Here is a 26047-nt window from a genome sequence, read left to right as displayed (position 1 = left end):
CTCACCGGGGCCGCTGCTAGGCGGCCATTCGCAGCAGACCGACGATGTCGGATTCGTCTTTGAAGGGGCGCGGATTGGCCTTTACGAAGCGATGATTGATCGCGATCCTGCTGATCTGATCGAACTTGTCTTCACCAATGCCGACGTCGGCCAGCCGCGCAGGCAGTCCAAGCGTCCTGGTGAATTTCGCGAAGGCATCTGCGGCTTCGCCGCCCGGCGCGCCCAGGGCCGTCGCCAAACGCTTCTGCGCATCTTCGGTGAACGGCTTGTTGAAGCGTAGAAGGCTCGGCATGATGACGGGCGTGCAATAGTAGTGGGGAACGTCGAACGTTCCGCCAAGCACGTGGCCAATGCCGTGACTTGCGCCCATGGGGACGCGAGCCTGCAGCCCGTACGACGCAAGCCATGAGCCATATTGCGACAATTGGCGTGCCTCGAGATCGTCAGGCTGTTGCAAGGTCTGGAGCATTCCCTCACGCAGCGTGCGGATGCCCGCCAGGACGACTTCGTCAGCCAAGGGAGTGCCGGCCGGCGAGCACAAAGCCTCGATGCCGTGATCCATCGAGCGGGTGCCCGATCCCATCCAGAGCTTTGTCGGCGTATGAAGGGTGAGGGCGGGATCGAGAATGATGGCCACCGGCATCATCTGGGGGTGAAAGAAGATCTGCTTCAGCTTCTGGCGCTCATCGGTGACGAGCGCTGCGGCATTGTATTCCCCGCCGTTCAGCGTCGACGGCACCGCGATCTGCCGAACTGCCGGCGCGCGGAAGGGAGATTGGCTCACGCCCGGCCCTATCGAAAAGGGATCGAAGCCCGCTTCATCGCGGATGTCGTGCTCCATCGCCATGATGACGATCTTGGCGAGATCGACCGCCGACCCTCCGCCGACAGCCACGACCAGATCGGCTCGCGCCTCTTTTGCATGTAGGGCGACCTCGGCAGCCTGCTTGCGCGTCGTGTGCTGTGAAATTCCGTCGAAGGTCGCTGCATGCTTGTCGCCGAGCGTAAGCCGGATTTTATCGATCTCGTCGGTCTTGGAGTTCAGGGTCCGGCTGGCGAGGAGGAAGACGCGCTTTGCGCCAAGTCGCTCCGCCTCGTCGCGGACAGCTTCGGCGGCGGCTTTGCCATAGATGACCCGATCGATTGCCGGAAAGTTATGGACACCAGTCCTGCGCATGTTTTCCTCCCACGGGACGCCCGACTACCGGGCGTTATATTATGATCATCATGTAAATTAGGAGCGGCCTTTCGGCAAGTTGGAGCTTTGCGATGCGCTGAAGATTAAATGGCGACGGTTGCCGTCGCCGATCAACGGCGTCTTCAACCCCGAGCGTCTTCAGGAGTTCGACGATGTCGTTGGCCATCGTCCTCTTGTCATAGCCGTTCGGCGGCTTGTCGGTCTCGCCGTATCCGCGCAGGTCCGGCGCAATCACCCGGTAGTGGGAGGCAAGCGCCGGAATCTGGAAACGCCAGCGAAGCTGGTCTCCGGGAAGCCGTGCAACAGCACGATCGGGGGGGCCGGCCCCGGCCTCCAGGTAGAATTGGCGGATGCCGTTTGCCCGGCAGGTTGCTCGACGAATGGTGGTCACCGATCTCATGCCCGGGGTGCGAGGTTTCCGGGCGCGATCCTTCGTCAGGTCGGAGGGGACTGATTGCAGGTTTTCACGGCGTTTTGCACGATTGCATCCCTAAAGCTGCGGGAACGCTGGGTTGGGTACCGAATTTTACCCTGGCGGCGGTTCCAAGATCGGGAGAAAGTCCAAGACGCGCGGAGATGTTCGGGGTTGTCTCTCGGGAACGAGCAGCAACCAGAGGGAGAACGAGGACCCGCGCGGCGGAAATGGTGCTCCGAACGGGCGGCCTCGGGACCGAGGATTAGGCAGCAATTGCGTGAACGCACGGGGACTTCATCACGTCACAGCGATCATCGGTGACGTACGCCGCGCCGCCGACTTCTACGCGGGTGTGCTGGGCCTCAAGCGGGTCAAGAAGACCGTCTGCTATGACGATCCCGGCAGTTACCACGTGTACTATGGCGACGACATCGGCAATCCGGGTGCCGTGATTAGTACGCTCGCCTGGAATTGCGTGACGCCGGGGCTGAGCGGCGTCGGCGAGGTCGTGCAGACCGCCTTCCGCGTCGCACCGGATTCGCTCGATGGGTGGGTGGATCGGCTCAACTCTTCGGGGGTCCCCAATCGATTGGACGTGTCGCCCTTCGGCGAGCGCATGCTCTGCTTTGCCGATCCCGATGGCACGGCGCTGTCGCTGGTCGAGACGTGGGAAAAGCTGCCAGCGACAACCGTCCAAAATTCCACGGCCGATCGTGCGCTACGCGGCCTTCATGGCGTCACGCTGAACGTCCGTGAGGAGGATGAGACGATCGACATCCTTCAGAAGGTTTTCGATTTCCAGCTGGTCTCTCAGAGAAACGGCGCCATGCGCTTCGTGGCTCATGACGGTCCGGGTGGCACGATCACCTTGTGCATGATCGGAAAGTCTTCGCGGGGGCGCCTCGGCGGTGGCACCATCCGGCACGTCGCCTTCCGCGCGAGCAATCTGGACGATCGATCGGAGATGGTCGAGAAACTTCAATCTGCGTACGGCATCGTGGTGAGCGATCCGATCGAGCGAACCTACCTGAATGCGGTCGGCTTTCGCGCACCCTGCGGCGTGCTTTTCGAGATCGCGACCGACGGCCCGGGATTCGCGGTCGACGAGGCGCCGGAGCGGCTGGGCCAGCAACTTCAGCTTCCCGCCTCTCTCGAAGAACGCCGCGCCGAACTGGCGGCGATCCTGCCCCCGCTCACGTGAACTGCCTGTCGATCAACGCGAGCCCGACCTTCCATGAAATCGGTCAGCCGTGGGCACATGAAGTCGAGGAATGCTCGCACGCGTAAGGGCAGCCGCGGTCCACCGTGATAAAGCGCATGTATTTGCTCTTCGTCGCCCGCCGTGCCCTCGAGCACTTCGACCAGGCGGCCAGCCGATATGTCGTCGCGGACGTGATAGTCGGCGAGCCTTGCAAGGCCGATGCCCGCGATTGCCATTCGCCGAAGGCTTTGCGCGTTGTTCGCAAGCAGCGAGCCGCTGATCGCCCGGTCGACAATTCGCCCGCTCTCCTTCAGGGGCCAGACCGGGGCAGAGCGCCGGAAATTGAATCCCAGACAGTTGTGACGTGAAAGATCCTCGACCCTCTTCGGCTCACCCAGGCGATCGATGTAGTCTGGAGACGCAACGATCCTTCTCTTGACGACCCCGATGCGTCGGGCGACCATCGCGGAGGCCTGCAAGGGGCCGACGCGGAAGGCGATATCGGTCCGCTCGAGGTACAGATCGACGATCTCGTCCGAGAGTGAGATATCGACCACGATCTCGGGGTGAGCTTGCCAAAAGGCGGGGAGCAGGGGCTCAAGGCCGAGAATGCCGAAGGAAACGGTGGTGTTGACCCGGATCGTTCCGCCCGCTGCCGCTGCACCCCGAGAGATGCCGCGTTCGATGCCATCGAGCTCGGCCAGCAGCGCAACGCTCTTCTCGTGGTACATCCGACCCTCGGACGTCAGCGACAGCCGCCGCGTCGAACGCTCAAACAGTCTGACACCGAGCCGTGTCTCGATCCTTCCGATGAGCTTGCTGACGGTGGACGGCGTCATCAACAGCCGACGAGCCGCCTCCGAATAGCTCTTGGCTTCCACCACACGGAGGAAGACCTGCATTTCGCCGATGCGATTATCCATCGCGTATCCATCTATGAAATCGTTTCACAGATAAAGTGGAATTGGAGCGGATTATCAAGCCCGGTAAATGTCACCTATGGTGGATCATCGTTTCCTTATGCAATCGGTTTTCCGGCCAGCACATCGCTGTCGGATCGGTGACTTGAACGGGGACGACTATCGCTCTATGAGGAAAAATTGATGCGGTGGACGTGATCTGCACGTGGTCCTTCGGATTCACTATGGCGGCATATCCAACGGTGGATAGCTTTGAACACCCCGATGATGGAAGAGTCTGATAGTACGGCGGGCGGCTTCTATGGTCGTCGCCTCAGCCAGCACCTGGGAATGGAGGGCGACTGCCTGCTGCGCATCAAGCGCGAAGGGCAATTGGCGCTAGCGATGACCCGGCTGACATGCTCCCAATTCATTCGGGAGCGGACCGCGGCGATTCCTTCCGAGCCGGCCTACAGCATCCTACAACAGCTCGGCGACCTCGATCGGCATTCCTGCTGGCTCGCCGGACGACCGAGATATTCGGGAGCTTTCGGTGCGGGGAGCGTCAGCGTGATCAACCTGATGGACAACCCCCAATGTGAGTTCAAGGGCCCGTTCGATGCCGTCCAATACTACGTGCCGCAGACGGCCCTCGACGAGTTCGCTCGCGAGCACGGAGCCAAGCCGGTCTCGACGCTCAAATGGAGCAGGAATCAGCGTGATCCGTTCCTGTCGACCCTGTCCAGCGTTCTGCTCAGTGCGGTGGAGCAGGATCCGACGAGCAATCAGCTCTTCGTCGATCAGATCGGGTTGAGTGTCCTGGCCCATTTCGCCCAGACCTACGGCGGAATGCGCCCACAAGAAAAAGCTGCGGGTGGAGGCCTCGCTCCCTGGCAGGAGCGTCGCGCCAAGGAAATCATGCGAGCGCGTCTCGCCAGCAATCTCACGATTGCCGACGTCGCCGCGGAATGCAAGTTGACGCCGAGCCACTTCGCGAGGTCGTTCCGGCGCAGCACAGGCGTTGCCCCGCACGAATTCCTGTCCCAGCTTCGCATCGACGAGGCGAAGCGCCTGATGTTGAGTACGAAGCTTCCGCTCGCCGATATCGCGCTCATCTGCGGCTTTGGCGACCAGAGCTACTTCACGAGGGTGTTTTCCCGCAACGTCGGGGCCAGCCCCGGAGCCTGGCGAAGGGCCCGCTCCGAGGGCTGACGCGAGCATGCCCCTGTCTTAAGCCGGTCGGATCATCTCGCGGGCGTAGGCCAGGCCGATCCCGTAGCCTCCGGCGTGAGATTCGACGATGGCACGTGCGCCATCGTAGGTTTCATGCCTCGTCCAATCGCGCTGCATCTCGAGCAGAACCTGGATCCAGGACGTGAGGCGGGCGCCGGCGGCCTGCATCCGGCCGAGAGCCAGTTCGTGGCTCCCAGTCGTCAGCCCTCCGCAGGCGTCGCCGACGACATAGACCTCGAGGCCGGCTGACAGCGCCGAAAGCACCGCGAACGTCACGCATGCCTCGGTCAGCAGGCCCGAAACGATCAAGCGGTTTCGACCGGTGGCGAGCACGGCCTCGCGCGTCTTGTCGTCCTCCCACACGTTCATGCTGCGCCGGTCGATCGGTTCGACGCTGGGAAGCGCCGACTTGACCGCCGGCATCAGCGGCCCGCTGTACACTTTCGTCGCCGAGGTGGACGCGACGACAGGCAGGCCGAACACCGTCGCGGTCTTCGCGAGCGCGACAACGTTGTTCATGAGAGCCTGCCGGTCGATCGAGCCCACTCCGAAAGCCAGGCCGGCCTGTTGGTCGATCAGGAACAGGGCGCAGTCCTTGGGCTCGAGCAGATGAAGTGGATTCGTGGCCATCGACTTTTTCCGGCTAGGCCTTCAGGAACGCGAGCAGGTCAGCATTGACCTGGTCGGCATGCGTCGTTGCCGTCGCGTGCGGAGCGCCCGGATAGGTCTTCAGCTTGGCGCCCTTGATCATCTCGGCGGCCAGCTTGCCCGTGTAGGGGAACGGCACGACCTGATCGTCCTCGCCGTGGATCACCAAAGTGGGTACGTCGATCTTGGCCATGTTGGGCCGGAAGTCGGTTTCCGAGAACGCGGTCACGCAATCGATCGTCGCCTTGACCGACGCCTGAAGCGCGATCTGGAGGGTCTGCTTGAATACACCTTGCGATACCTTCATGCCGTGGTTCGTGCCGTAGAAGAGGGGGCTGAAGTCGTCGAGGAACTGCGCGCGGTCCTTGACCAAGCCGGCCTTGATGCCGTCGAACACCGACTTGTCGACACCGTCATGGTCCGAGGTCTTGATGAAGAGAGGAGTCACGGCACTGATCAGGACGAACTTGACGACCCGCGACGTTCCGTGGCGCGCCACATAGCGCGCGATGTCTCCGCCGCCCATGGAGAATCCGACGAGTGTCACATCTTTCAGGTCGAGGTGCTTGATAAGATCGGCGATATCATCGGCGAACGTATCGTAGTCATAGCCTGTCCATGGCTGGCTCGACCGGCCGAAACCCCTTCGATCGAATGCCACCGTTCGGTAACCACGCTCGGCGAAGAAAAGCATCTGCGCGTCCCACATGTCCGCGCTGAGCGGCCAGCCATGGCTGAACAGGATCGGCTTTCCGCTTCCCCAGTCCTTGTAATAGAGCTCGGTGCCGTCCCGCAATTCAAGCAAGGCCATCGTTCGCTCCTGTGACGAAATATGACCGAACGTGATCCTGCGAGGCGGTTCGGTCGTCCTGCCCGCAAGTTCACGGATGGAGCGCGGATTGGCTTGCACGATCTGCGCGTCGTTTGGACATGCTGGCGATCTCGGACCAGCGCCGCCGATGTGCGCCCGGCAATTCGTCGCACTTGGATGAGTCATCGGGCCGAAATCCAAGCTACGACGAAATCGTCCAAGCGTTGGCCGGTGTTCAGGGGGCACGATGAAGCCACTTGCTCCATTCCCTTTCGCTCGATCGCCTATGCCGATCGCAAGGAGAACTTCTCGATGTCGAAACTCGATATGCTTACCCCCGACAACAGCGCCATCGCGCTGATCGACTATCAGCCGGCCATGTTCCAGGGCGTTCAATCGCATGACCGCCTGGTCACGGTTAACAACGTCCAGATCCTGGCAAAGGCCGCCAAGCTTTTCAAAATCCCGACCGTGCTGACCACGGTGGCCAGGGATTCCTTCTCCGGGCCCTTCATGCCGGAAGTCACCTCGCTGTTTCCGAAGCACGACGTCATCGACCGCACGTCCATGAATTCCTGGCTCGATGGGAACTTCCGCAAGGCGGTGGCTGCCACCGGTCGCAAGAAATTCGTGCTGGCCGGTCTCTGGACCGAGGCGTGCGTGATCTTTCCGACCTTGGACATGCTCAAGGAAGGTTACGAGATCTACATCGCCGCCGATGCCTGCGGCGACCTCTCCCTCGAAGCCCATAACCGCGCCATGGAGCGCGCCATCCAGGCAGGTGCGGTCCCCATCACCTCGTCGCAATACGCCTACGAGCTTCAGCAGGACTGGGCTCGCAGCGAGACCTACGAAGGCATGATGGACATTCAACGCGCGCATTCGCCTTACGGAATCCAGATCCGCTTCTCGAAATGGGCGCTCGGAGAGCACGCCTCCGAAGGAGGCGCGAAAGCCGGCTGAACGTCCTCCAATCGCGGATCACCGTGATGAAAATCTATCTGTTGTCTCTCGGCGCCGGCCTCTTGGTCGGCGTCGTCTACAGCCTTCTCAACGTGCGCTCACCGGCGCCGCCGCTGGTGGCGCTGGTCGGGCTTCTCGGCATCCTCGCCGGCGAACAGATCGTCCCCGTAGCCCGGCAGCTGCTGTCCGGACACGGGCTGGCGTCGGCGTGGCAGCAGGCCAAGTGCGCTCCGCACATGTTCGGCCTGCTGCCCGGACGTCAAACCGACCAGTCGAAAAATGCCGCCCCGGCAGACGGCCTGGAGAAACATTCATGACCTCCGCACCCGATATCATCCTGCATCGCGGTCTGTTCACGACGCTCGATCGCTCGAACCCGACGGCTTCGGCGGTCGCGATCGCCGACGGCCGCTTCGTCGCGGTCGGGCACGATCATGACGTGATGAAGCTGGCCGGGCCGTCCACGAAGATCGTCGATCTCAGGGGACGGCGCGTTTTGCCCGGCTTGATCGACAACCACCTTCACATCATCCGCGGCGGTCTGAACTTCAACATGGAATTGCGCTGGGACGGGGTACGCTCGCTCGCCACTGCGATGGACATGCTGAAGCGGCAGGTCGCGGTCACGCCGCCGCCGCAGTGGGTGCGGGTCGTCGGCGGATTCACCGAACACCAGTTCGCGGAGAAGCGGCTTCCTGCGATCGACGAGCTCAATGCCGTGGCACCCGATACGCCGGTCTTCCTGCTGCATCTCTACGATCGGGCCATCCTGAACGGCGCGGCCCTGCGTGCAGTTGGTTATACGAAGGACACGCCCGAACCGCCCGGCGGCGAGATTATGCGCGACGTCAAGGGCAACCCGACGGGTTTGCTGCTGGCCAAGCCCAATGCCAACATTCTCTATGCGACCCTCGCCAAGGGGCCCAAGCTGCCCTTCGACTACCAGGTCAACTCGACCCGTCATTTCATGCGGGAGTTGAATCGGCTGGGCGTGACCGGCGCGATCGATGCCGGCGGCGGATTCCAGAACTATCCGGAAGATTACGCTGTTATCCAGAAGCTGAACGACGAAGGTCTCCTGACGATACGGTTGGCCTACAACCTCTTCACCCAGAAGCCCAAGGGCGAGAAGGAGGACTTCCTGAACTGGACGAAGACCTCGAAGTACAAGCAGGGCGACGACTATTTCAGGCACAACGGCGCCGGCGAGATGCTGGTGTTCTCGGCCGCCGACTTCGAGGATTTCCGGGTGGCGCGTCCGGACATGCCTGCGGAGATGGAAGGCGAGCTTGAGGAGGTCGTACGCGTCCTCGTTCAGAACAAGTGGCCGTGGCGGCTCCATGCGACCTACGACGAGACAATTTCGCGGGCCCTGGACGTGTTCGAGCGGGTCGATCAGGACATGCCTCTGGAAGGGCTGCACTGGTTCTTCGATCACGCCGAGACGATCTCGGACCAGTCGATCGATCGCATCGCGGCGCTCGGCGGCGGCATCGCCGTGCAGCACCGGATGGCCTACCAGGGTGAATATTTCGTCGAACGATATGGGCTGGGTGCGGCGGAAGCGACGCCGCCGGTCAAGAAGATCATCGACAAGGGCGTCAAGGTCTCTGCCGGCACTGATGCGACGCGCGTGGCTTCCTATAATCCCTGGGTCTCGTTGTCATGGCTGGTCACCGGCCGGACCGTCGGCGGACTGCGCATCACGCCGCAGCGCAACTGCCTGGATCGCGAGACCGCGCTGCGGATGTGGACCGAAAACGTGACGTGGTTCTCGAACGAAGAGGGTAACAAGGGCCGGATCCAGGTCGGCCAGCTCGCCGACCTCGTCGTCCCCGACCGCGACTACTTCTCCTGTAGCGAGGCAGAGATCGCCGATACGACCGCGCTGCTGACCATGGTCGGGGGAAGGATCGTGTTTGGTGCGGGAGACTTCTCCAGGCTGGAGAGTGTCACTCCGCCGCCCGCGATGCCGGACTGGTCACCGGCCCGCCGCTTCGGCGGGTACGCGGCCTGGGCCGATGACAAGGCACAGACGAAGGATACCAGCCTCGCGATGAAGGCCACGCAAATGTGCGGCTGCGCCAACTCATGTGGCGTCCATGGACACGACCATGCGGCGGCCTGGTCGAGCCGGCTGCCGGTCTCCGATCTCCGAAGCTTCTGGGGCGCATTGGGATGCGCCTGTTGGGCGGTCTGAGATGCAGGCCAGCGCCGCACCTGGCTGGATTTCCACAATCTTGCGCTGGCCGCTGCTGTGGCATGCGACCAGATTGGCCTTGGTGTCCGCCTACATCCTCGGCGGTTTTGCCAAGTTGCTCGATTTCGCAGGCGCGGTGGCTGAGCAGGAACACTTCGGCCTGTATCCGGGCTGGCTGTGGGCCGCCGCCGCCATCGTGGTCGAACTCGGCGGGTCTCTGCTTGTCGTCATGAATCGTTTGGTGTGGTTGGGCGCCGGCGGGATCGGCGTTCTGACGTTCGTCGCGATGCTTACCGCGAACGCCTTCTGGACGATGGGAGGCCACGAGAGATTCATGGCAACAAATGCCTTCTTCGAACATCTCGGGTTGATCGCGGGCCTCGTCATAGTATCCATTCTTTCCGACGAGGCCTCTCTCCGTCCGAACCGCGCTGCGCGACCTCAAACCGTCCAAGGAACGCCTCAATGAAATCAACAAGTGCCATCGCTCTCGCGGCGTTTATCGCGATTGTCGCCGCGAACACGCCGGTCGCCGCAAGGGACGCAACGAAGTCCAAGGAAGCGGCGGTTGCCGTCGCGCCCCAATACGACACGACCCACGTCTACGTGGCGCCTGAGGACGTGGACAAGTTCGCGGCAAGCTTTCTGGCGACCTTTGGCGGCAAGAGCACCAAGCAGGTGGTGGCGACGGTTACGCCCACGCCGAGCAGCACCACGTCACAACTGCTGCAGACGCCCGTCGGCACCGTCTCGCTGTTCGGCTTCAAGACGCCGATTCCATATCCGTTTGGCGCCGAGCGCAACGGCTACCTGGTCGCAGACATGGACGAGGCGATCAAAGCAGCGCGCGGCGCGGGCGCTGACGTGATCGTGTCCACCTTCCCGGATCCGATTGGGCGCGACGCCGTGGTCCAGTGGCCGGGCGGTATCAACTTGCAGCTCTACTGGCATACGACGAAGCCCGACTACGCTGCCTTCGAGCGAATTCCGGAGAACCGCGTGTACGTCTCTCCCGACAGGGCCGCTGCTTTCACCCGGAGTTTTCTTGCATTCTCCCGCGGCAAGGTCGTCTCGGACGACGCGAAGGCGCCCGGCTTGGAGATCGGAAGATCGGATGTGACCTACAGGCGCATCCGGATCGAGTCCCCATTCGGGAAGATGGTTGTATTGGTCACGGACGGTCATCTGCCCTATCCCTACGGTCGGGAGACGACGGGTTATGAAGTGGCCGACCTCTCTTCGACGCTCGGCAAGGCAAAGGACGCCGGCGCAACGGTGCTGGTCGAATCCTACACGTCAAGCGGCCGCTCTGCGGCGTTCGTCATGTTCCCCGGCGGGTACATCGCCGAGATCCACGCGCTTGGCCCGAAGAGTGCATCGCGGTCGGACGGCAAATGAGGTGACGTCTGCCGATGTTGGCACGGGTCGATATGCGTAACTTCCGGATCGTCTTGACGCTTGCGACCCTTGGCGCCGGCATCGGCTTCGCGCGGGCCGAAGACGGGGACGCTGCGGTCCCCAAGAGGCCCGCGATCCAGGCGAACCGCTGGGCAGAGGACTGGTCGGTCCTCGCCGATCCCAGGTTGCGGACCGAACCGTTTGACGGGCTCAAGTACATCCCGCTTTGGGCGAGCGATCCGAAAAGCTACGTCTCGCTGGGGGCCACACTGCGGGAACGCTTCGAGACCAATAGCGCGTCGGCGTTCGGCACCGGCAACACGCCCTCGGACAGCTATCTCATACAGCGTTTGCAGGTGCACGCCGACATTCACTTCAACGAGAACTGGCGAGTCTTCGTTCAACTCGAGGACGATCGGGCCTTCGACAAGCTGAGCGTCTCTCCGGTCGACCAGGACCGTGCCGACCTGCGCCTTGCCTTCCTCGAGTATGTCAACACATTCTCGGGCGGGACCCTGAAGGCGCGCATCGGACGACAGGACTTCGCCTTTGACCTGCAGCGCTTCGTATCGTCGCGGGATGGACCCAACGTGCGACAATCATTCGATGCGATCTGGGCTGACTGGGAAACCGGCGTCTGGCGCTTCATCGGTTTCGTCAGCCGTCCCGTCCAATATTTCGACGTTCGCCCTTTCGACGACACGTCGAACGATAATTTCCGCTTCAGCACGCTCCGGGTCGAGCGGAAGGTCTTGGGTGACAACGAGCTGTCGGGCTACTACTCGCTGTACGAGCGCAAGGCCGCCAGATATATCGATGCCTTGGGCGACGAAAGCCGTCACATTCTGGATGCAAGATTCGCAGGAAAGTCCCAACAGTTCGACTGGGATCTCGAAGCCATGGGGCAGGCGGGGCAGGTGGGTACGAAGGACATTCGTGCCTGGGCCGTCGGTACGCGAATTGGATACACTTTGTCCGGTGTTCCCTGGCTGCCGCGCATCGGCCTCCAGTTCGACGCTGCGTCGGGCGACCATCACTCCGGCGACGGCACGCTGGGAACGTTCAATCCGCTCTTCCCGAACGGCTATTATTTCACGCTGGCCGGCTATACGGGATACGCGAACATCCTTCACTTCAAACCCTCCATAACCGTCAGTCCGGCGGACCGGCTGAAGGTGATGGGAGCGATTGGCTTGCAGTGGCGCGAAACGACGGCCGACGCGATCTACGTCCAGCCCAGCGTGCCGATAGCGGGGACCGCCGGCAAGGGCAGCAACTGGACGGGAGCCTACGGTCAGCTTCGCGTCGACTACGCGTTCAACGACCACCTGACCGGCGCGATCGAGGCGGTGCATTTCGACGTCGGCGACACGATCATCCGCGCTGGTGGACACACCAGCAACTATCTGGGTGTCCAGCTTCAATATGGTTGGTGATATGCCACGCAATATACTTTTGCTTCCGCTCCTCATGAGCCTGAATGCCGGCTTCGTCGACACCGCCGGCTTTCTCGCGCTTCAGGGGCTGTTCACTGCGCATGTCACCGGCAATTTCGTCACCTTCGGTGCGGCCATGGTGCTGGGGACGTCCGGTGGCCTGGCGAAGCTGCTCGCTCTGCCGGTCTTCTGCTTCGTAGTTGTCGTCACCAGAATCTTGAGCTTCTATCTCCCGGCAATGGGACTTCCGATCTTCCGCTCGATGCTGGCCCTCAAGACGATACTTCTGGCGGTGGGCGGTGCGTGCGCCGTCTATTTCGGACCATTCACGCAGGGCGATAGCTGGCAGGCGATCTGTACCGGCATGATTCTGGTCGCGGCCATGGCCATCCAGAATGCCGCGCACCGCATCCATATGGGTACCGAGCCTCCCAGCACGTTGATGACGGGCACCACCACCCAGATCATGATCGACGTCGCCGACGTTTTTCGCGGCGCGCCAGCGTCGGTGCTGACCGTCGCCAAGCCGCGGCTCGGCAAGATGGCAGCGAGCGTCGCTGCCTTCGCATTGGGATGCGCAGCCGGCGCCTGTCTCTATGCGAAGTTCGGAACGTGGTGCTTCATCTTGCCTCCGCTGATCGCGTTACCGGCGGTGTTTCTGGCCGCGGCCGAGCCGAAGTGACGCGGCGTGAGCGATCCGAATTGAAAAACCTTGCGAATAGCTCGGGCCCGGTCGACCCATGTCGATCGGGTACCTGCAGAAAGTCGAGAAGTCGCTGATCAAGAGGCCATCGCATACTGCATCGCTTCGGCCAATCACGAGCGGGCATCGCGACGACGGCCTGCAACGGGTGGTCTAACGGGAACGCGCGATGGTCAACCTTGGCTCCCGCTGTCGAAAGTATGGCCGCCAGCGCATCCGCATTGTCGCCCGGAACGATGGATCCTGCTGTCCGGACATCAAGACCGGCTTCGCGTCGAGAGGTGCGGCAGGCAATGCGCGAGGAAACTGAAATGGCTTCTGAGACTTCCGATCCATCCCCTCGATCCTATCCCCAGTCGGTCACGTTCGTGCGAAGAGCCGGTCCGATCGCGGTCGCCGTGGGCATCGCGGACAATTTCGCCGGGATCGAAAACTGGCTGCTGGAAGAGGCCTCCGCCGAGCGGCAGATGATCGACCTCCTCGTCAAGCTGATCCGTCAGATGAAGGCCGCCGGCTCTTCGGTCGATCGACTTACCCTGCATATCGGCACGCTCCATCCCCAGCTTGTCGGATTCGCATGGGTCTGGAATGCCGACGATGGCTTCTGCGACGAGGTACGGGTCGCCGACGCCGCGGTCGATTCTGACGCCTACAGACTCAATCCGCTGCAACGTATCGTCGAGACCGGCGAGACGATCCGGCGAACGCCCAGCGAGCCGTCGACGCAGGCGGAATTTCCAATCATGATCGAGCTCGCGGCCGCCGGCATGACCGACTACGCCGCGATTCCGTTGTCCGGCCTGGATACACGCAACGTGATCACCATCGCGACGAAAGTGGCCGGTGGCTTCGCCGAGGCGGAGATAGACTGCTTGATCCACCTTTTCAAACTATTCGCCTTGCATGTGCAGCGGCATAGCGAGTTGAAGATTTCCGAAAACGCGTTGGGCGCGTACCTTGGTTACGGCGCCGCCGCCAAGGTGCTTGAGGGCGCGATCAAGCGCGGCGCGGGAGACTCGATACGCGCCGTGATTTGGGTGTCGGACCTCAGAAATTTCACGAAGATGTCGGACGTTCTGGCTCCGGCCGACATGCTGGTCCTGCTCAACGCCTACTTCGAGGCGATGGTAAGTGCCGTAGCCGCTCACGGCGGCGAAATTCTCAAATTCATCGGCGACGGTATGCTTGCCGTCTTTCCGGTGACGGTGGGCGTCGCCGAATCGTCCCGCGCGGCCGTCTCGGCGGCGAGGGACGCGATCGCGCGACTCGAGGTTTTCAATCGGACTATTCGTGTTGCGTTCTACGCCGAAGGCTGCCACCTGCTGCGGGCCGGCATCGTCCTCCACGAAGGTGCAGTCTTTTTTGGTAACGTCGGCGCTCCGGATCGCCTGGACTTCACGGTTATTGGCGCCGCCGTCAACGAGGCCTGCCGCGTGGAAGCGCTCACCAAGACCATAGGCCGGGACCTGCTCATGACGGAAGCCGTCGCTCGGCACGTTCCACGGGACGTCGAGCATCTCGGTGAGCATCAGCTGCGAGGAATCTCCGCTAGGATGTCTATATACGGACTCGCGGGATGACGATCGCCGTCGACCTGTGCGATTGTGTCTGCACTAAGCTCGCGCTGCGGCCTCTCTGCTGACGGTCTCGAGCGTTGGGTAGTCGAGATACCCGGAATCCGAACCGCCGTAGATCCCGAACGGCTTTGGGGAGTTGTAGGGGCCTCCAACTCGAATCCGCGCCGGGAGGTCTGGATTGGCGAGAAAGAGGCGGCCAAAGGCGACTGCATCCGCTTCGCCGGAACTGACGATTTGCTCTGCGTGCTCGGGAGTGATGCCGGTATTGACGATAAGCGGTCCATCGGCAATCGCGGAAACGATTTCCAGAAGCAACCTGGATCGCCCTTCGGCGTCCCCGCCGTAGTCGTCGGTTCGCAGATTAATGGTCGGAGACAGAAACTGGTGGATGAGATAGCCGTTGGCGCCGTGGATCTCCACGCCGTCGAACCCCGCGCGAATGGCGTTGGCGGCCGCCAGTCTGAATTCGTTCACGGCTCCTTGGATCTCCGCGAGCGACATCGCACGCGACGGTGTGGCGGCGATCCGCACGTAAGCGCCGTTTGCGAGCAGCGCCCATACCTGCAGCCGATCCAGATCGTCGTTAACGCCCGACGGAGACAGCGGTTGTTTGTCCGACAGTAGGCCACGCGCGCTGGCGCGTCCGGCGTGCCAGAGCTGCGCGACGATACGCCCCCCTTTTTCGTGGATCCGATCGACGACGGTTCTCCATCCCTCGGTCTGTTCGCCGGTCCAGAGACCGGACGTCCGATCGAAGGCGCAAGAGCTGAGCGGCACCACGGTGATGGTGAAGGCCCCCCATGTCCGGCTCTGTCACAGCCGCATGCTGTTCGTACGGGCCTATCCTCGGGAGACGCAGGAGATGGTGTTCGACGCCCATGACCGGGCGTTCGCCCTGTTCAAGGGCACCTGCAGCCGCGGCATCTACGACAACATGAAGACCGCGGTGGAGACGATCTTCGTCGGCAAAGACCGTCGCTACAATCGCCGCTTCCTGCAGATGTGCAGCCACTACCTGGTCGATCCGGTTGCCTGTACGCCAGCCTCGGGCTGGGAGAAGGGCCAGGTTGAGAACTAGGTCGGACTGGTCCGGGAACGCTTCTTCACGCCGCGGCTGCGGTTCAAAACCGGGACGAGTTAAACGCCTGGCTGCTGGACAAATGCATCGCCCATGCGAAGGCGCATCGCCATCCAGAGCTGGCCGACCAGACAATCTGGGAAGTGTTCGAAGCCGAGCGTCCCAACCTCGTTCCCTATGCCGGTCGGTTCGACGGCTTCCATGCGGTGACGGCGTCGGACTCGAAGACCTGTCTGGTGCGCTTCGACAACAACAAATACTCGGTCGCAGCCAGCGCAGTTGGGCGCCCCGTCGAGGTCCAGCCGATCGCATCGTGATCGGTCAGGACGGGCGCATCCACGATGCTTCGGACGCGGCGAGACCGTCTACGATCCCTGGCACTATGTGCCGGTGCTGGCGCGCAAACCCGGCGCCTTGCGCAACGGTGCACCCTTCAAGGACTGGGTGTTGCCGGCAGCGGTCGAGCGGATCCGGCGCAGGCTCACAAGCACCGACGATGGCAATCGTCAGATGGTCGACATCCTCAACGCGGTGCTGACTGACGGTCTACCCGCGGTGGAAGCCGCCTGTGCCGAAGCTCTCGGTCATGGCGTCCATTCTGCCGATGTCGTGCTCAACATCCTGGCGCGGCAACGTGAACCTGCTCCACCGGCCAACATCATGACGCCGGCCGCACTGACGCTCCGCCATGCGCCGATCGCCGGTTGTGTCCGCTACGACAACCTCCGGATGATCATCTGATGGAACGAACCCAAATCTTCGACCTCATGGGCGAACTCAAGCTCTACGGCATGAAGGCTGCGTTCGACGAGATCATGGCAACTGCCGTCAAGCGTCGCCGAGCATCTGACCCGGATGGACTTCATCGTGCTGGATGAACAGGTGAGGGCAACCGAACTATTTTGACCATCAGAACATTACAACGCTTCCCGTCGCTACACCTTTTCAGGCCAAAAATGTCAACGGGGTGGAGGCCGAAACGTCCCACCGCGATCATGATGTGACTTCGGCTGCTCTGAATGCAGGCAATGCGGCTATTTGCGTAAAGCAGACATCCTGCCGACACGCCAACTGCTTAGGGTCAAATCGGTCCTCGCTTTGCTCAAATTGGACGCAAGTACGTCTCCAATCGTCTGAAAGCAGACGCAGGATTGGAAGGGCTCTGATTGATCCCCAACGATAAGGCCGATCGCTCGTTTGGTTGCAGAATTCATTTGCCGGTACGCTCCACCTGAAAAACGTCGCCATGGCAGATCGCCGCGGCCGCACGCTCGGCGATCAGGATCGTCGGCGTCTGGATGTTGCCGGAGATCATGATCGGGATCACCGAGGCGTCGGCGACGCGGAGGCCTTCGAGGCCATGCACTTTGAAGGTCTGGGGATCGACCACCGCCATCTTGTCGTTGCCCATGCGGCAGGTTGAGGAGGCGTGATACAGCGTGGTGCAATGGCCGCGCACATACTCCGCGATGTCGGCGTCGCTGGTCGCCTCCACGCTCGGCGTGACTTCAGTCTCGATCAGCTCTTTGAGCGGTGACTGCGCGGCGATACGGCGGTTGATGCGCACGCCCTCGACCAGCGTCGCGATGTCGCGGCCACTCGGATCGGACGAGAAGTAGCGCGGGTCGATTGCCGGATATTCCAGCGGATCGGCCGAGCGCAAGGTCAGTTCGCCACGGCTGTTCGGCCGCTGCAATGTCGAGTGCAAGGTGATGCCCGGCTTCGAGGACAGGAAGCGGACGTAGTCACGGTGCGGGCTGATCGCGCCATAGAGCTGCAGATCGGGCTCGACGTCCGGACGGCTACGGACATGCGCGCCAGCCGCGACCCAGGGCGAGGAGCGGGGACCGCTGCGGCTGTCCTGCCATTCCTTCAGGCTGGCCTCGAGGGTCTCGTCGGTCCAGGCGCCGACGCCGATCTTTTCCTTGGTGTAGAAGGTAGTGGGGATGTTGATGTGGTCCTGCAGATCCTTGCCGACGCCGGGCAGGTCGTGCACCGGCGTCACACCGACGTTCTTGAGTTCGTCGGCGGGGCCTATGCCCGACAGCAGCAGTTGCTGCGCGGACCCGATCGCACCTGAGGACATCACGACATCGCTCGATGCCTGCGCAGTCTTGAACTGGCCGTTCTCGAGGTACTCGACGCCGGTAGCGCGCCCCTTCTCTATGGCCACCCGGATCACGCGTACGCCGGTCTTGACGGTGAGATTGGGCCGCGACAGCGCCGGACGCAGATAGGCCTTGCCGGTGCCGAAGCGCTCGCCCTGCTTGATCACGAATTGGAAGAAGCCAGCGCCTTCCTGGCTCTCGCCGTTGAAGTCGCGATTATGCGCATGACCGGCGGCCTTGGCCGCCTCGAGCCAGAGCTGCTCGTTCGGGTCGACGAACGGCACGTGCGCGACATAGAGCGGGCCCTTGGTGCCGTGCATCGGGCTGTCAGTGAAGTCGGCATTGTTCTCAAAGGCGATGAAATCCGGCAGCACTTTGCGCCAGCCCCAGCCGGTGCATCCGGCCTTTTCCCAGCCGTCATAGTCGGAGGGCAGGCCGCGGATATAGATCATCGCATTCATCGCACCGGAGCCGCCGACCATCTTGCCGCGCGGCCAGAACACGCGGCGGCCGCGGCAACCGGCCTGCGGCTCGGTGTAGAAGCCCCAATCGACCGCGGTGTTGAACATCGTCGGCCAGTCTGACGGAATGTCCGACGCCAACGGCGCGGCGCGGCCGGCTTCCAACACCAGCACCTTGCGGGCCGGATCTGCAGACAGCCGGTTGGCCAAGACGCATCCGGCCGAACCGGCGCCCACGATAATCGTATCGTACATCTCTCGCTCCATGGGTCACGCCGGCGTTTCGCCGGACATCTCTGCTGTCATCCCGGGGTTGCGCGTGCGCAAGCGGTCCCAGATGCTCTCAAAGAGGCCGATCAGCCCGTTTGGCATCAGCACCATGACGGCGGCGATGATGATGCCGAGCCCGAGCGACCGGAATTCGCCGATCTCGCGCATCGCCTCGTCGGCGGCCACCAGCACGATGGCGCCGACCAGCGGCCCCCATAGCCGGCCGATGCCGCCCACGACCACCATGGCGATGATGAAGAACAGTTGCGAGAACGACAGCACGCCAGGACCGATCGCGTTGAAATGCGCGGCGTAGAGCCCGCCGGCGAGGCCGGTGAAGAATGCCGACAGCCCGAACACCAGGAGCTGCATCTGGAAGCGGCTGATGCCGCGAGCCATGGCGCAGCCGGGATTGTCGCGCAACGCCCGGAAGGCGAGCCCGATCGGGCCGCGGATGATCGCCCAGGTGAACACCATCGTGATGGCGAACAGCGCCACGACTAGCGCGTAGTTGGCGACCAGGAACTTGGCCTTGAACATCGCGCGCGTGCCGAGATCGCCGAAGCGAGCGAAGCCAACCGCGCCGCCGGTGAGTTGCCGGCATTGGGTGCCGACCATCACGAAGCAGTCCGTGTCGGTGACGATCAAAAGATACATCACCTGCGCGACCGCAAGTGTCAGCAGCGCGGTATAGGCGCCGCTCAGCCGCAGGCAGGCCGCCCCGATCACCAGGCTGAATAGCACGGTGGCAACAGCCGCGAGCGGCATCGCGGCCCAGATGTTGAGGCCGAAATAGAAGCACAGCATCGCGGTGGCGTAGCCACCGAAGCCGAACAGCGCCATCTGCGCCAGCGAGAAAACGCCGGAGAAACCGAACAGCAGGTTCCACTGCGAGGCGACGATGGCATAGAACAGGCCCAGCGTGACCTGGCCGATCACGTAACGGCTGTCGACATAGAACGGCAGCGCGATCGCCGCGGCGAGGACGACGAGGCCGACCAGGAGATGGGCGAGATCTTCGCGTTTCACATGGACCTCACAGACGCCGCACTTCAACCCGGCCGAACAATCCGCCCGGCCGGCGGATGAGCACCAGGATCACGATGGCGAGCAGAGCAGGGAAACCCCATCGCGCGCCGGCCAGGAACTGGACCAGCGCCTCGACGATCGCGAGACCGAACGAGGTGATGATCGCGCCCGGCAGATTGCCGAGCCCTGCCACCACGCACATGATGAAGGCCTTCAGCATCGGATCGGCGCCGAGCGAGGGAGAGAGCTGGGTAATCGATGACACCAAGACACCGCAGACACCGGCGAGCATCCCGGACAGGATCAAGACCTGCAGATAGACCCGCGCGACCGGCACGCCCATCAGCTTGGCGGCATCAGGGTTCTGTGCGGTGGCACGGATGGCGCGGCCCGTTTTGGTGCGGGTCAGGAACAGCGCGGTGGCGCCCATCAGTGCGATGGCGCTGACGACGATGATGAGGTTCTGCCAGGGTAGCGCGAAGCCGCCGAGATTGATCGCGCCGCCAACCGAGAGCGGTTGCCCCAGCGGCTGGCCGCCATAGAGCCGCAGCACGGCATTCTCAAGCGTGAGTGCGACGCCGAAGGTCGCGATCATGATGGTGGTCTCAAAGGTCTCCGGGCTGCGGCGCGACAGCGGGTAGGCGACCAGCGCGAAGATCAGCGCCCCGATCACGCCGCCGACCGCGGTAGCGGCAAGCACCGCAAGCGGCACCGGCAATCCGAGCTGGCTGGCTGCCGTGAAGGCCGCGTAACCGCCGAGCGTCAACAGTGTGCCATGCGCCATGTTGAGCATGCCGAGCGAGCCCCAGACCAGCGACAGACCGAGTGTCGCCAGCGCGTACAGAGCGCCGGTGGTGATGCCAGAGACGAGTACGGGTCCTATGATCTCCACGTCGTCAGCCCCCGAGATAGGTTGCGAGCAGCTCGTCGCGCTGCAGCAGCACGGCCGGCTCGCCCGACCAGACGAAGGCGCCGTTGTCGAGCAGATGGATGCGGTCGGCGATGTCGGCGACGCGGGCGGGGTTCTCCTCGACCAGCAGGATGGTGCGACCGCTCGCCTTCAGCCGCGCGATCACCTCGTAGATCTGCTCGATGATGATCGGCGCGAGGCCGAGCGACGGTTCGTCGATCAGCATCACCGAGCCGTTCATCATCAAGCCGCGGCCGATGCCGACCATGCGCCGTTCGCCTCCGGAGAGGCTGGCGGCAATCTGAGTCTGGCGCTCGGCAAGCTTGGGCAGCAGGGTGAACACCCCCTCGAGCCGCCGCGCCACTGCCGCCTGATCGGAATCGAGATAGGCGCCCATCAGCAGGTTCTCGAGCACGCTCATCCCTGCAAACAACAGATCGCCCTGCGGCACATGGATCACGCCGCTGGATGCCACGCGATGCGCCGGTTGGCCGGAGATCACGCGGCCGTTCAGCGATATCGATCCCTTGCGCACCGGAAGCAGGCCGGAGATCGCACGCAGCAGGGTGGATTTGCCGTGGCCGTTGGGGCCGACGACGGTGACGAGCTCACCCGGATCGACCGACAGCGATACGCCGGTGAGGACGTTACGGCCGTCGTAGCCGGTGACGAGCCCATCGACGACGAGACAGGGAGAGTTCGACGGTTCAACCATGTGCGCTCATCTCGGGCTGTTTGACGAAAAAGGCCTTCAACCGGCTGGTCGCGGCCTTGCCGAGATAGGTCTCGACCACGGTCTGGTCGTCGGCCACCGCCGCGGGCGCGCCTTCGAAGATCGATTTACCATGGTGCATGATCACGACGCGCGTCGACAGCGAGAGCAGGAAGCGCATGACGTGCTCGATCAGCAGGATCGCAATCCCCGAGGCCGAAAGCCGCTTCACGACGTCGGCGATCCGGTCGACCTCTGACGGGCTGAGGCCGCCGACCGGCTCGTCGAGCAGCAGCAATTGCGGCGAGGTCGCAACGGCGCCGGCAATCATCAGCAGCTTGCGGTCGAGCACCGGCAGGTCACGTGCGATGCGTTTGCGCCCTGCAAGGCCGACGAGATCGAGCGCTGTGGCGGCGCTCTGCCTGGCGACACGACTGATGGCAAAACCGGGAAAGCGGCGTTCGCTATGGCCGAAATGCGCGGCCACCTCGATATTCTCCTGCACCGACAGGCTGTCGAAGGCCGCATTGAGCTGAAAGGTACGGGCGATGCCGGCGCGGCACACCTCGTGCGCCGCAAGACCGGTGATGTCACGTCCCGCAAACAGGATGCGGCCGTCGGTGATCGGGGTGACGGCAGTGACGACGTCGAAGAAAGTCGTCTTGCCGGCGCCATTCGGCCCGCCGAGGCCGACCACCTCGCCGGGCCGGACGGTCAAGGAGAGACCGTCCACCGCGCGGAGCGACCCGAACGTCTTGGTCACGTCCTCGCAGACGAGCAGTGGATCGTTCGTCTGGTCAGGAGAGGTCACCGCGCCAGCCTCTCACGCCTTGATCCACGGCGGCAGCTTCATCGCGTCGATGGCGTAGAGCGAAGGCGCGATCAGCTTGGGATCGGTGCGATAATCCTGGTGTTGCAGGAACTGGTGCGCCATCCCGAGCGAGGGATCCTTGACCTGGGTCGGATAGCAGAACGCGGACTGACCCTTCGGATCGGCGTGATAGATGCCGTTGACGCCGCGATAGATCAGCCGCTTCATCGCTTCCGAAACCTTGCGGGTCTGCTCCTTGTTGTTGGGCTCGCTGGCGCCGCCGGCGATCGCTGCCGACAATGCGTAGTGCCAGAGCCCGTCATAGGTCTGCGAGCCCGTGATGAAGGCAGCTTTGGCGCCGAACTTCTCACGATAGGTCTTGCGGTAGGCCGCGGAGAATTCATCCGGCAGGCAGCCGATTACGGTGGAATAGATCACGCCGTTGACGGCTTCCTTGCCGATCTCGCGAAACGCCGGTAACGAAGGTCCGTACTGCATGTAGACCAGGCTCTGCGTCGGCTCGGGCAGGAACTGGGTCATGAACTGCGCCAGATCCTGCGGTAGGAAATGCGTCACCGCAATCGCAGCCGGCGGATTCTGGCGCAGCTTGGCGAGCGTAGGTCCCCACTGATTGGTCGGGAAGGGCACCGTCTCGTAGAGCCCGAGCTCGAAGCCGAACTCCGTGAGCCGGTCGCGGATCGCGTTGGCGATCACGATCGAATACTCGTTGGCCGAGGGGATGATCGCGATCTTGTTGTTCGGCGGATTCCACTGCTTGCTGTCGATCAGCGACTTCAGAAACAGCAGGAAGCCGGGGCCGTAATAGAATTCGGGCGGGTCGCCTTGGAAGCACGAATAATAACGCTGCGGGTCGCTGAGGAACTTGGTGTTGTGCGAGATCAGCGTGTTGTAGTGCACGAAGATGACGTCGTTGTCGGCGGCGACATCCATCTCCACCATGTTGGTGCCGACATTGTAGCCGTTGATGATGGCGCCGGCCGAATGGCGATCGATCAGGCGCTGCATCGCCTGGGTGACGATGTCGGCGCCCATCTCCTTGGTGTCCTCGATCTCGATCTGGATCGGGCGTCCGAGGATGCCGCCGGCGGCGTTAATTTCTTCGGCGGCGAGCGTGAGGCCGTTCTTGAACTCGATGCCATCTGCGGCGGCAAAGCCCGACATCGGCAGTGCCGAGCCGATCTTGACCGGTGCTCCCGCGGCGTGAGCTCCACCGTTCAGGCTCGCCAGCATTGCAATTGAACCTGCGCCGGCGGCAACGCCGCCGAGAAGTGAACGTCGGTCAATCATGATCGTCAGTACCCTTCGTCAATGGCGCGGACAATCCGACGCCTCCCTCTAAAGCAAGAGATGCACGGCGGTCGTTGCTGCACGAACCATGCCATGGCATCCGGCAATCCCGTTCATCGACAACACCATCGAGTGAACTCAGCGCGTGGCAGGAAGCTGCGCCACCAGTGCGGCGGCGGCCTCGATCACTGCGGCTTGATGCGGCTGCAGATCGTTACCGCCCCATGCGGCCATCAGCGGCTCCCAGGGATCGGCCATATGTGTCCGCACACCCGACAGCTCCTCGAGCACCGCAAGCCCGCAATACGGCGCATACATCTCGGAATAGCCGCCTTCATGTGTCATCAGGATGCGGCCGTTGCACAAGGTTTTGGCGGCGGCGAGCAGCATGCGCGTCATCTCGCGATAGGCCGCCGAGGACAGCATCATGCGGCCGAGCGGATCGACACCTGACGCATCGAAGCCCGATGCGACCACGATCATATCTGGCGCAAAGCGATGCAGCGCGGGCAGCACGACGCGCTCGAACGCCGCGCGATAGGCACCGATGCCCGATCCCGGCGGCAGCGGCACGTTGATGTTGTAGCCTTCGCCGGCACCAGCGCCGTTTTCAGCGAGCGCGCCCGAGTTCGGCGGAAATAGATTGTCCTGATGCAGCGAGACGGTGAGCACGCTGGGGTCTTCGTAGAAGATCGCCTGCGTCCCGTTGCCGTGATGCACATCCCAGTCGACGACTGCGACGCGGCCGACCTTGCCCGTCGCCTGCAGATGGCGGATTGCGACCGCTGCATTGCCGAACAGACAGAAACCCATGCCGAGCTCGGGGCGCGCATGATGTCCGGGAGGGCGGACCAGTGCATAGGCATTGGTCACAGCGCCGGATGCGACCGCTTCGCCCGCGACGATCGCGCCGCCGGCCGCGAGTAGCGCGATCTCGTAGCTGCCGGCGCCGAGCGGCGTCAGCTCGCTGGCATCGCCGCCGCCCGCATCGCTGAGGCGCTTGATATGCGCGATATGCTCTGACGTGTGGACGCGGGCGATCTCGGCGACCGTAGCCGAACGCGGCTTGATCTGCACGAGCTCATCGAGCAGGCCGCTGACCTCGACCAGATTGCGGATGCGGCGCTTGGTCTCCGGATTTTCTGCATGGGTCCCTGGCTGGATCGTCAATCCCGGCGGAAACACCTGAGCCCAGTTGCCGGTGTTGTGCCACATGTAAAGTTCATGGCAGACAAACCCAGTAGCCATGCATGCAATCCTTCGTCCTGGCGCGCCGCCCTCGTGTTGATCTATTCGACCGCGCTGATCGCCTCGTCGAACGTGTCCGCAATCTTATCGGCATGTTCGGTCGTAAAGGTGAGCGGCGGGGAGATGATGAACGTATCGGCGAGGTTGCGGATCAGGATGCCCTTGGCAACGCATCTCTCCCAGATCCGCTGGCCGAAATTCTCCGCCAGATCGAACGGCCGCTTGGTTTCAGGATCGGCGACCAGCTCGATGCCGATCATCAGTCCCTTGCCGCGCACGTCACCCATGTTGGGATGGCGCTTCTGGATGTCCTTCAGCCGAGCCAGCAGATAGGCGCCGACCTTGCCGGCATTGGCCGGCAGTTCTTCCTGCTCGACGATGCGCAGATTGGCGATCGCGGCCGCGCAGGCGAGGGGATGCCCGGCATAGGTGTTGCCGTGCATGAAGGCGCGCGGCGTGAACTGGGACTTGTCGTCGGACTGGAAGGCCGCTGCAACCTTCGCATTGATCAAGGTCGCGCCAAGCGGGATGTAGCCGCTGTTGATCCCCTTGGCGAACACCATGATGTCGGGCTTCACGCCCCAGGCGCGGCTGCCGAACATGCTGCCGGAGCGGCCGAAGCCGGTGACGACCTCGTCGGCGATCAGCAGCACGCCGTGGCGATCGCAGACCTCGCGCAGCAGCGGCCAGAAATTCGCAGGCGGCACGATCACGCCGCCGGCGCCTTGCACCGGTTCGGCCATGAAGGCCGCGACGCTGTCCGGACCCTGATAGATGATCTCGCGCTCCAGCAGCTCGGCGCAGAGCCGGCCGAGTGCCTCCGGATCCGACGTGAAGGGATTGCGATAGACGTGCGGTGTCTCGACCTGGAAGAAGCCCGGCAGCAGCGGCGTGAATTGCTCCTTGTAGACATTGACGCCGCCGGCCGACAACGCGCCGAGCGTCACGCCATGATAGGCGCCGCGCAGCGAGATGATCTTGGTGCGCAGCGGCTGGCCGGCGAGCCGCCAATACTGCTTGGCGAGCTTGATGGCAGCTTCATTCGCCTCCGAGCCGCCGGATGAGAAGAATGTACGGACCATGCCTTCCGGCTCGGCGAGCCGGCAGAGCCCGTCCGCGAGCGCGACCGACGGGCTGTTGGTGGTGTTGCCGAAGGTGGAATAGAAGCTGAGACGATCGAGCTGTTCGATGATTGCCTGTTTGATCTCGGGCCGGCCATGCCCGACATTGACGTTCCACAACCCGGCCTGTCCGTCGAGATAGAGAGCGCCCTGGCCGTCCGAGACATAGACACCGTCACCGCCCTCGATGCAGATTGGCGGGTTCGCGGCGAGGAAGTTAGCATTCGCGAAGGGGTAGACGACGTGACGAGTCAGCGTGTCGTTGTTGCGAGCGGCTGCTGTGGTCATGTTCTCGTTCCTTTTTTCCCC

Annotated in this window: 23 protein-coding genes and 3 pseudogenes; 12 read left to right on the top strand and 14 right to left on the bottom strand. The window is 63.0% G+C overall.

Annotated features, from left to right (window positions below; translation table 11 throughout):
- Positions 1–16: 16 nt before the first annotated feature.
- Entirely contained in the window at positions 17–1177 is a 1161-nt protein-coding gene (locus AC1RQP_RS20645; RefSeq protein WP_492938316.1) for an iron-containing alcohol dehydrogenase, read from the bottom strand.
- 34 nt (positions 1178–1211) lie between these two features.
- Positions 1212–1589: an alpha/beta fold hydrolase gene (locus tag AC1RQP_RS20640; protein WP_492938315.1), complete on the bottom strand. Its 378-nt coding sequence runs from the start codon at positions 1587–1589 to the stop codon at positions 1212–1214.
- A 301-nt stretch (positions 1590–1890) separates the two neighbouring features.
- Here AC1RQP_RS20640 and AC1RQP_RS20635 point away from each other — a divergent pair, with 301 nt between their 5' ends.
- Positions 1891–2814, top strand: coding sequence for a ring-cleaving dioxygenase (locus AC1RQP_RS20635; protein WP_492938314.1), 924 nt, complete (start codon positions 1891–1893; stop codon positions 2812–2814).
- On the opposite strand, the gene AC1RQP_RS20630 is transcribed toward AC1RQP_RS20635, so the two are convergent.
- On the bottom strand, positions 2748–3737 hold the full coding sequence (locus AC1RQP_RS20630) for a LysR family transcriptional regulator (RefSeq protein WP_239622454.1): 990 nt from the start codon (positions 3735–3737) through the stop codon (positions 2748–2750). The genes AC1RQP_RS20635 and AC1RQP_RS20630 overlap by 67 nt on opposite strands.
- A 249-nt stretch (positions 3738–3986) precedes the next feature.
- Here AC1RQP_RS20630 and AC1RQP_RS20625 point away from each other — a divergent pair, with 249 nt between their 5' ends.
- Positions 3987–4925 (top strand): helix-turn-helix domain-containing protein, encoded by a 939-nt coding sequence (locus AC1RQP_RS20625; RefSeq protein WP_492938313.1) that lies wholly within the window; start codon positions 3987–3989, stop codon positions 4923–4925.
- Positions 4926–4943: 18 nt separating this feature from the next.
- On the opposite strand, the gene AC1RQP_RS20620 is transcribed toward AC1RQP_RS20625, so the two are convergent.
- Positions 4944–5576, bottom strand: coding sequence for a hydrolase (locus tag AC1RQP_RS20620; RefSeq protein WP_492938312.1), 633 nt, complete (start codon positions 5574–5576; stop codon positions 4944–4946).
- Positions 5577–5589: 13 nt separating this feature from the next.
- Complete coding sequence (locus tag AC1RQP_RS20615) at positions 5590–6405, bottom strand: alpha/beta fold hydrolase (protein ID WP_492938311.1); 816 nt, start codon at positions 6403–6405, stop codon at positions 5590–5592.
- Positions 6406–6717: 312 nt separating this feature from the next.
- On the opposite strand from AC1RQP_RS20615, the gene AC1RQP_RS20610 reads away from it, so the two are divergent.
- The 8 genes from AC1RQP_RS20610 (at position 6718) to AC1RQP_RS20575 (ending at position 14685) form a co-directional block, all read left to right on the top strand.
- Entirely contained in the window at positions 6718–7368 is a 651-nt protein-coding gene (locus AC1RQP_RS20610; RefSeq protein ID WP_239622458.1) for a hydrolase, read from the top strand.
- Between the two features lie 26 nt (positions 7369–7394).
- On the top strand, positions 7395–7685 hold the full coding sequence (locus AC1RQP_RS20605) for a XapX domain-containing protein (RefSeq protein WP_239622459.1): 291 nt from the start codon (positions 7395–7397) through the stop codon (positions 7683–7685).
- A complete protein-coding gene (locus tag AC1RQP_RS20600; protein WP_492938310.1) occupies positions 7682–9568 on the top strand; it encodes an amidohydrolase in 1887 nt (628 codons plus the stop codon). Before AC1RQP_RS20605 ends, AC1RQP_RS20600 begins: the two co-directional genes overlap by 4 nt.
- Position 9569: 1 nt before the next feature.
- Entirely contained in the window at positions 9570–10037 is a 468-nt protein-coding gene (locus tag AC1RQP_RS20595) for a DoxX family protein (protein WP_492938309.1), read from the top strand.
- A complete protein-coding gene (locus tag AC1RQP_RS20590; protein WP_492938308.1) occupies positions 10034–10966 on the top strand; it encodes a glyoxalase in 933 nt (310 codons plus the stop codon). The genes AC1RQP_RS20595 and AC1RQP_RS20590 overlap by 4 nt, the downstream gene beginning before the upstream one ends.
- A 14-nt stretch (positions 10967–10980) precedes the next feature.
- Positions 10981–12402, top strand: a complete 1422-nt coding sequence (locus tag AC1RQP_RS20585; protein ID WP_239622463.1) for an alginate export family protein — start codon at positions 10981–10983, stop codon at positions 12400–12402.
- 1 nt (position 12403) lies between these two features.
- On the top strand, positions 12404–13084 hold the full coding sequence (locus AC1RQP_RS20580; protein WP_492938430.1) for a YoaK family protein: 681 nt from the start codon (positions 12404–12406) through the stop codon (positions 13082–13084).
- 332 nt (positions 13085–13416) lie between these two features.
- Positions 13417–14685, top strand: a complete 1269-nt coding sequence (locus tag AC1RQP_RS20575; protein WP_492938307.1) for an adenylate/guanylate cyclase domain-containing protein — start codon at positions 13417–13419, stop codon at positions 14683–14685.
- Positions 14686–14718: 33 nt separating this feature from the next.
- On the opposite strand, the gene AC1RQP_RS20570 is transcribed toward AC1RQP_RS20575, so the two are convergent.
- Positions 14719–15459: an oxidoreductase gene (locus AC1RQP_RS20570; protein WP_492938429.1), complete on the bottom strand. Its 741-nt coding sequence runs from the start codon at positions 15457–15459 to the stop codon at positions 14719–14721.
- A 1-nt stretch (position 15460) separates the two neighbouring features.
- On the opposite strand from AC1RQP_RS20570, the pseudogene istA reads away from it, so the two are divergent.
- A pseudogene (gene istA, locus AC1RQP_RS20565) lies at positions 15461–16489 on the top strand (IS21 family transposase); the annotation flags it as partial.
- 11 nt (positions 16490–16500) lie between these two features.
- A pseudogene (locus tag AC1RQP_RS20560) lies at positions 16501–16596 on the top strand (IS21-like element helper ATPase IstB); the annotation flags it as partial.
- A gap of 374 nt (positions 16597–16970) precedes the next feature.
- Here AC1RQP_RS20560 and AC1RQP_RS20555 read toward each other — a convergent pair.
- The 8 genes and pseudogenes from AC1RQP_RS20555 to AC1RQP_RS20520 form a co-directional block, all read right to left on the bottom strand.
- Positions 16971–18584 (bottom strand): GMC family oxidoreductase, encoded by a 1614-nt coding sequence (locus AC1RQP_RS20555; protein WP_492938306.1) that lies wholly within the window; start codon positions 18582–18584, stop codon positions 16971–16973.
- Positions 18585–18599: 15 nt separating this feature from the next.
- Complete coding sequence (locus AC1RQP_RS20550) at positions 18600–19628, bottom strand: branched-chain amino acid ABC transporter permease (RefSeq protein ID WP_239622466.1); 1029 nt, start codon at positions 19626–19628, stop codon at positions 18600–18602.
- A gap of 7 nt (positions 19629–19635) precedes the next feature.
- On the bottom strand, positions 19636–20520 hold the full coding sequence (locus AC1RQP_RS20545) for a branched-chain amino acid ABC transporter permease (RefSeq protein ID WP_035676140.1): 885 nt from the start codon (positions 20518–20520) through the stop codon (positions 19636–19638).
- 4 nt (positions 20521–20524) lie between these two features.
- Complete coding sequence (locus tag AC1RQP_RS20540; RefSeq protein ID WP_239622467.1) at positions 20525–21253, bottom strand: ABC transporter ATP-binding protein; 729 nt, start codon at positions 21251–21253, stop codon at positions 20525–20527.
- A pseudogene (locus AC1RQP_RS20535) lies at positions 21246–21986 on the bottom strand (ABC transporter ATP-binding protein); the annotation flags it as partial. The gene AC1RQP_RS20540 and the pseudogene AC1RQP_RS20535, both read right to left, overlap by 8 nt.
- A gap of 87 nt (positions 21987–22073) precedes the next feature.
- On the bottom strand, positions 22074–23369 hold the full coding sequence (locus tag AC1RQP_RS20530) for an ABC transporter substrate-binding protein (protein ID WP_492938305.1): 1296 nt from the start codon (positions 23367–23369) through the stop codon (positions 22074–22076).
- 138 nt (positions 23370–23507) lie between these two features.
- Positions 23508–24617 (bottom strand): class II histone deacetylase, encoded by a 1110-nt coding sequence (locus AC1RQP_RS20525; RefSeq protein ID WP_492938304.1) that lies wholly within the window; start codon positions 24615–24617, stop codon positions 23508–23510.
- 41 nt (positions 24618–24658) lie between these two features.
- Positions 24659–26026 carry an aminotransferase class III-fold pyridoxal phosphate-dependent enzyme gene (locus AC1RQP_RS20520; protein ID WP_239622471.1) on the bottom strand — a complete coding sequence of 456 codons (1368 nt, stop codon included), beginning with the start codon at positions 26024–26026 and terminating at the stop codon, positions 24659–24661.
- Between the last annotated feature and the right edge of the window lie 21 nt (positions 26027–26047).

It is taken from the genome of Bradyrhizobium sp. GW821-FHT13H06 (assembly GCF_058803975.1).
Note: the sequence above shows the minus strand (reverse complement) of the source record. Positions and strands in the feature narration are given on the sequence as shown.

What these genes read in the sequence shown, in the direction of transcription:
- AC1RQP_RS20645 (WP_492938316.1), bottom strand. Translation starts at nt 1,177, where the DNA reads ATGCGCAGGACTGGTGTCCATAACTTTCCGGCAATCGATCGGGTCATC.
- AC1RQP_RS20630 (WP_239622454.1), bottom strand. Translation starts at nt 3,737, where the DNA reads ATGGATAATCGCATCGGCGAAATGCAGGTCTTCCTCCGTGTGGTGGAA.
- AC1RQP_RS20620 (WP_492938312.1), bottom strand. Translation starts at nt 5,576, where the DNA reads ATGGCCACGAATCCACTTCATCTGCTCGAGCCCAAGGACTGCGCCCTG.
- AC1RQP_RS20615 (WP_492938311.1), bottom strand. Translation starts at nt 6,405, where the DNA reads ATGGCCTTGCTTGAATTGCGGGACGGCACCGAGCTCTATTACAAGGAC.
- AC1RQP_RS20610 (WP_239622458.1), top strand. Translation starts at nt 6,718, where the DNA reads ATGTCGAAACTCGATATGCTTACCCCCGACAACAGCGCCATCGCGCTG.
- AC1RQP_RS20605 (WP_239622459.1), top strand. Translation starts at nt 7,395, where the DNA reads ATGAAAATCTATCTGTTGTCTCTCGGCGCCGGCCTCTTGGTCGGCGTC.
- AC1RQP_RS20600 (WP_492938310.1), top strand. Translation starts at nt 7,682, where the DNA reads ATGACCTCCGCACCCGATATCATCCTGCATCGCGGTCTGTTCACGACG.
- AC1RQP_RS20595 (WP_492938309.1), top strand. Translation starts at nt 9,570, where the DNA reads ATGCAGGCCAGCGCCGCACCTGGCTGGATTTCCACAATCTTGCGCTGG.
- AC1RQP_RS20590 (WP_492938308.1), top strand. Translation starts at nt 10,034, where the DNA reads ATGAAATCAACAAGTGCCATCGCTCTCGCGGCGTTTATCGCGATTGTC.
- AC1RQP_RS20585 (WP_239622463.1), top strand. Translation starts at nt 10,981, where the DNA reads ATGTTGGCACGGGTCGATATGCGTAACTTCCGGATCGTCTTGACGCTT.
- AC1RQP_RS20580 (WP_492938430.1), top strand. Translation starts at nt 12,404, where the DNA reads ATGCCACGCAATATACTTTTGCTTCCGCTCCTCATGAGCCTGAATGCC.
- AC1RQP_RS20575 (WP_492938307.1), top strand. Translation starts at nt 13,417, where the DNA reads ATGGCTTCTGAGACTTCCGATCCATCCCCTCGATCCTATCCCCAGTCG.
- AC1RQP_RS20555 (WP_492938306.1), bottom strand. Translation starts at nt 18,584, where the DNA reads ATGTACGATACGATTATCGTGGGCGCCGGTTCGGCCGGATGCGTCTTG.
- AC1RQP_RS20540 (WP_239622467.1), bottom strand. Translation starts at nt 21,253, where the DNA reads ATGGTTGAACCGTCGAACTCTCCCTGTCTCGTCGTCGATGGGCTCGTC.
- AC1RQP_RS20530 (WP_492938305.1), bottom strand. Translation starts at nt 23,369, where the DNA reads ATGATTGACCGACGTTCACTTCTCGGCGGCGTTGCCGCCGGCGCAGGT.
- AC1RQP_RS20525 (WP_492938304.1), bottom strand. Translation starts at nt 24,617, where the DNA reads ATGGCTACTGGGTTTGTCTGCCATGAACTTTACATGTGGCACAACACC.
- AC1RQP_RS20520 (WP_239622471.1), bottom strand. Translation starts at nt 26,026, where the DNA reads ATGACCACAGCAGCCGCTCGCAACAACGACACGCTGACTCGTCACGTC.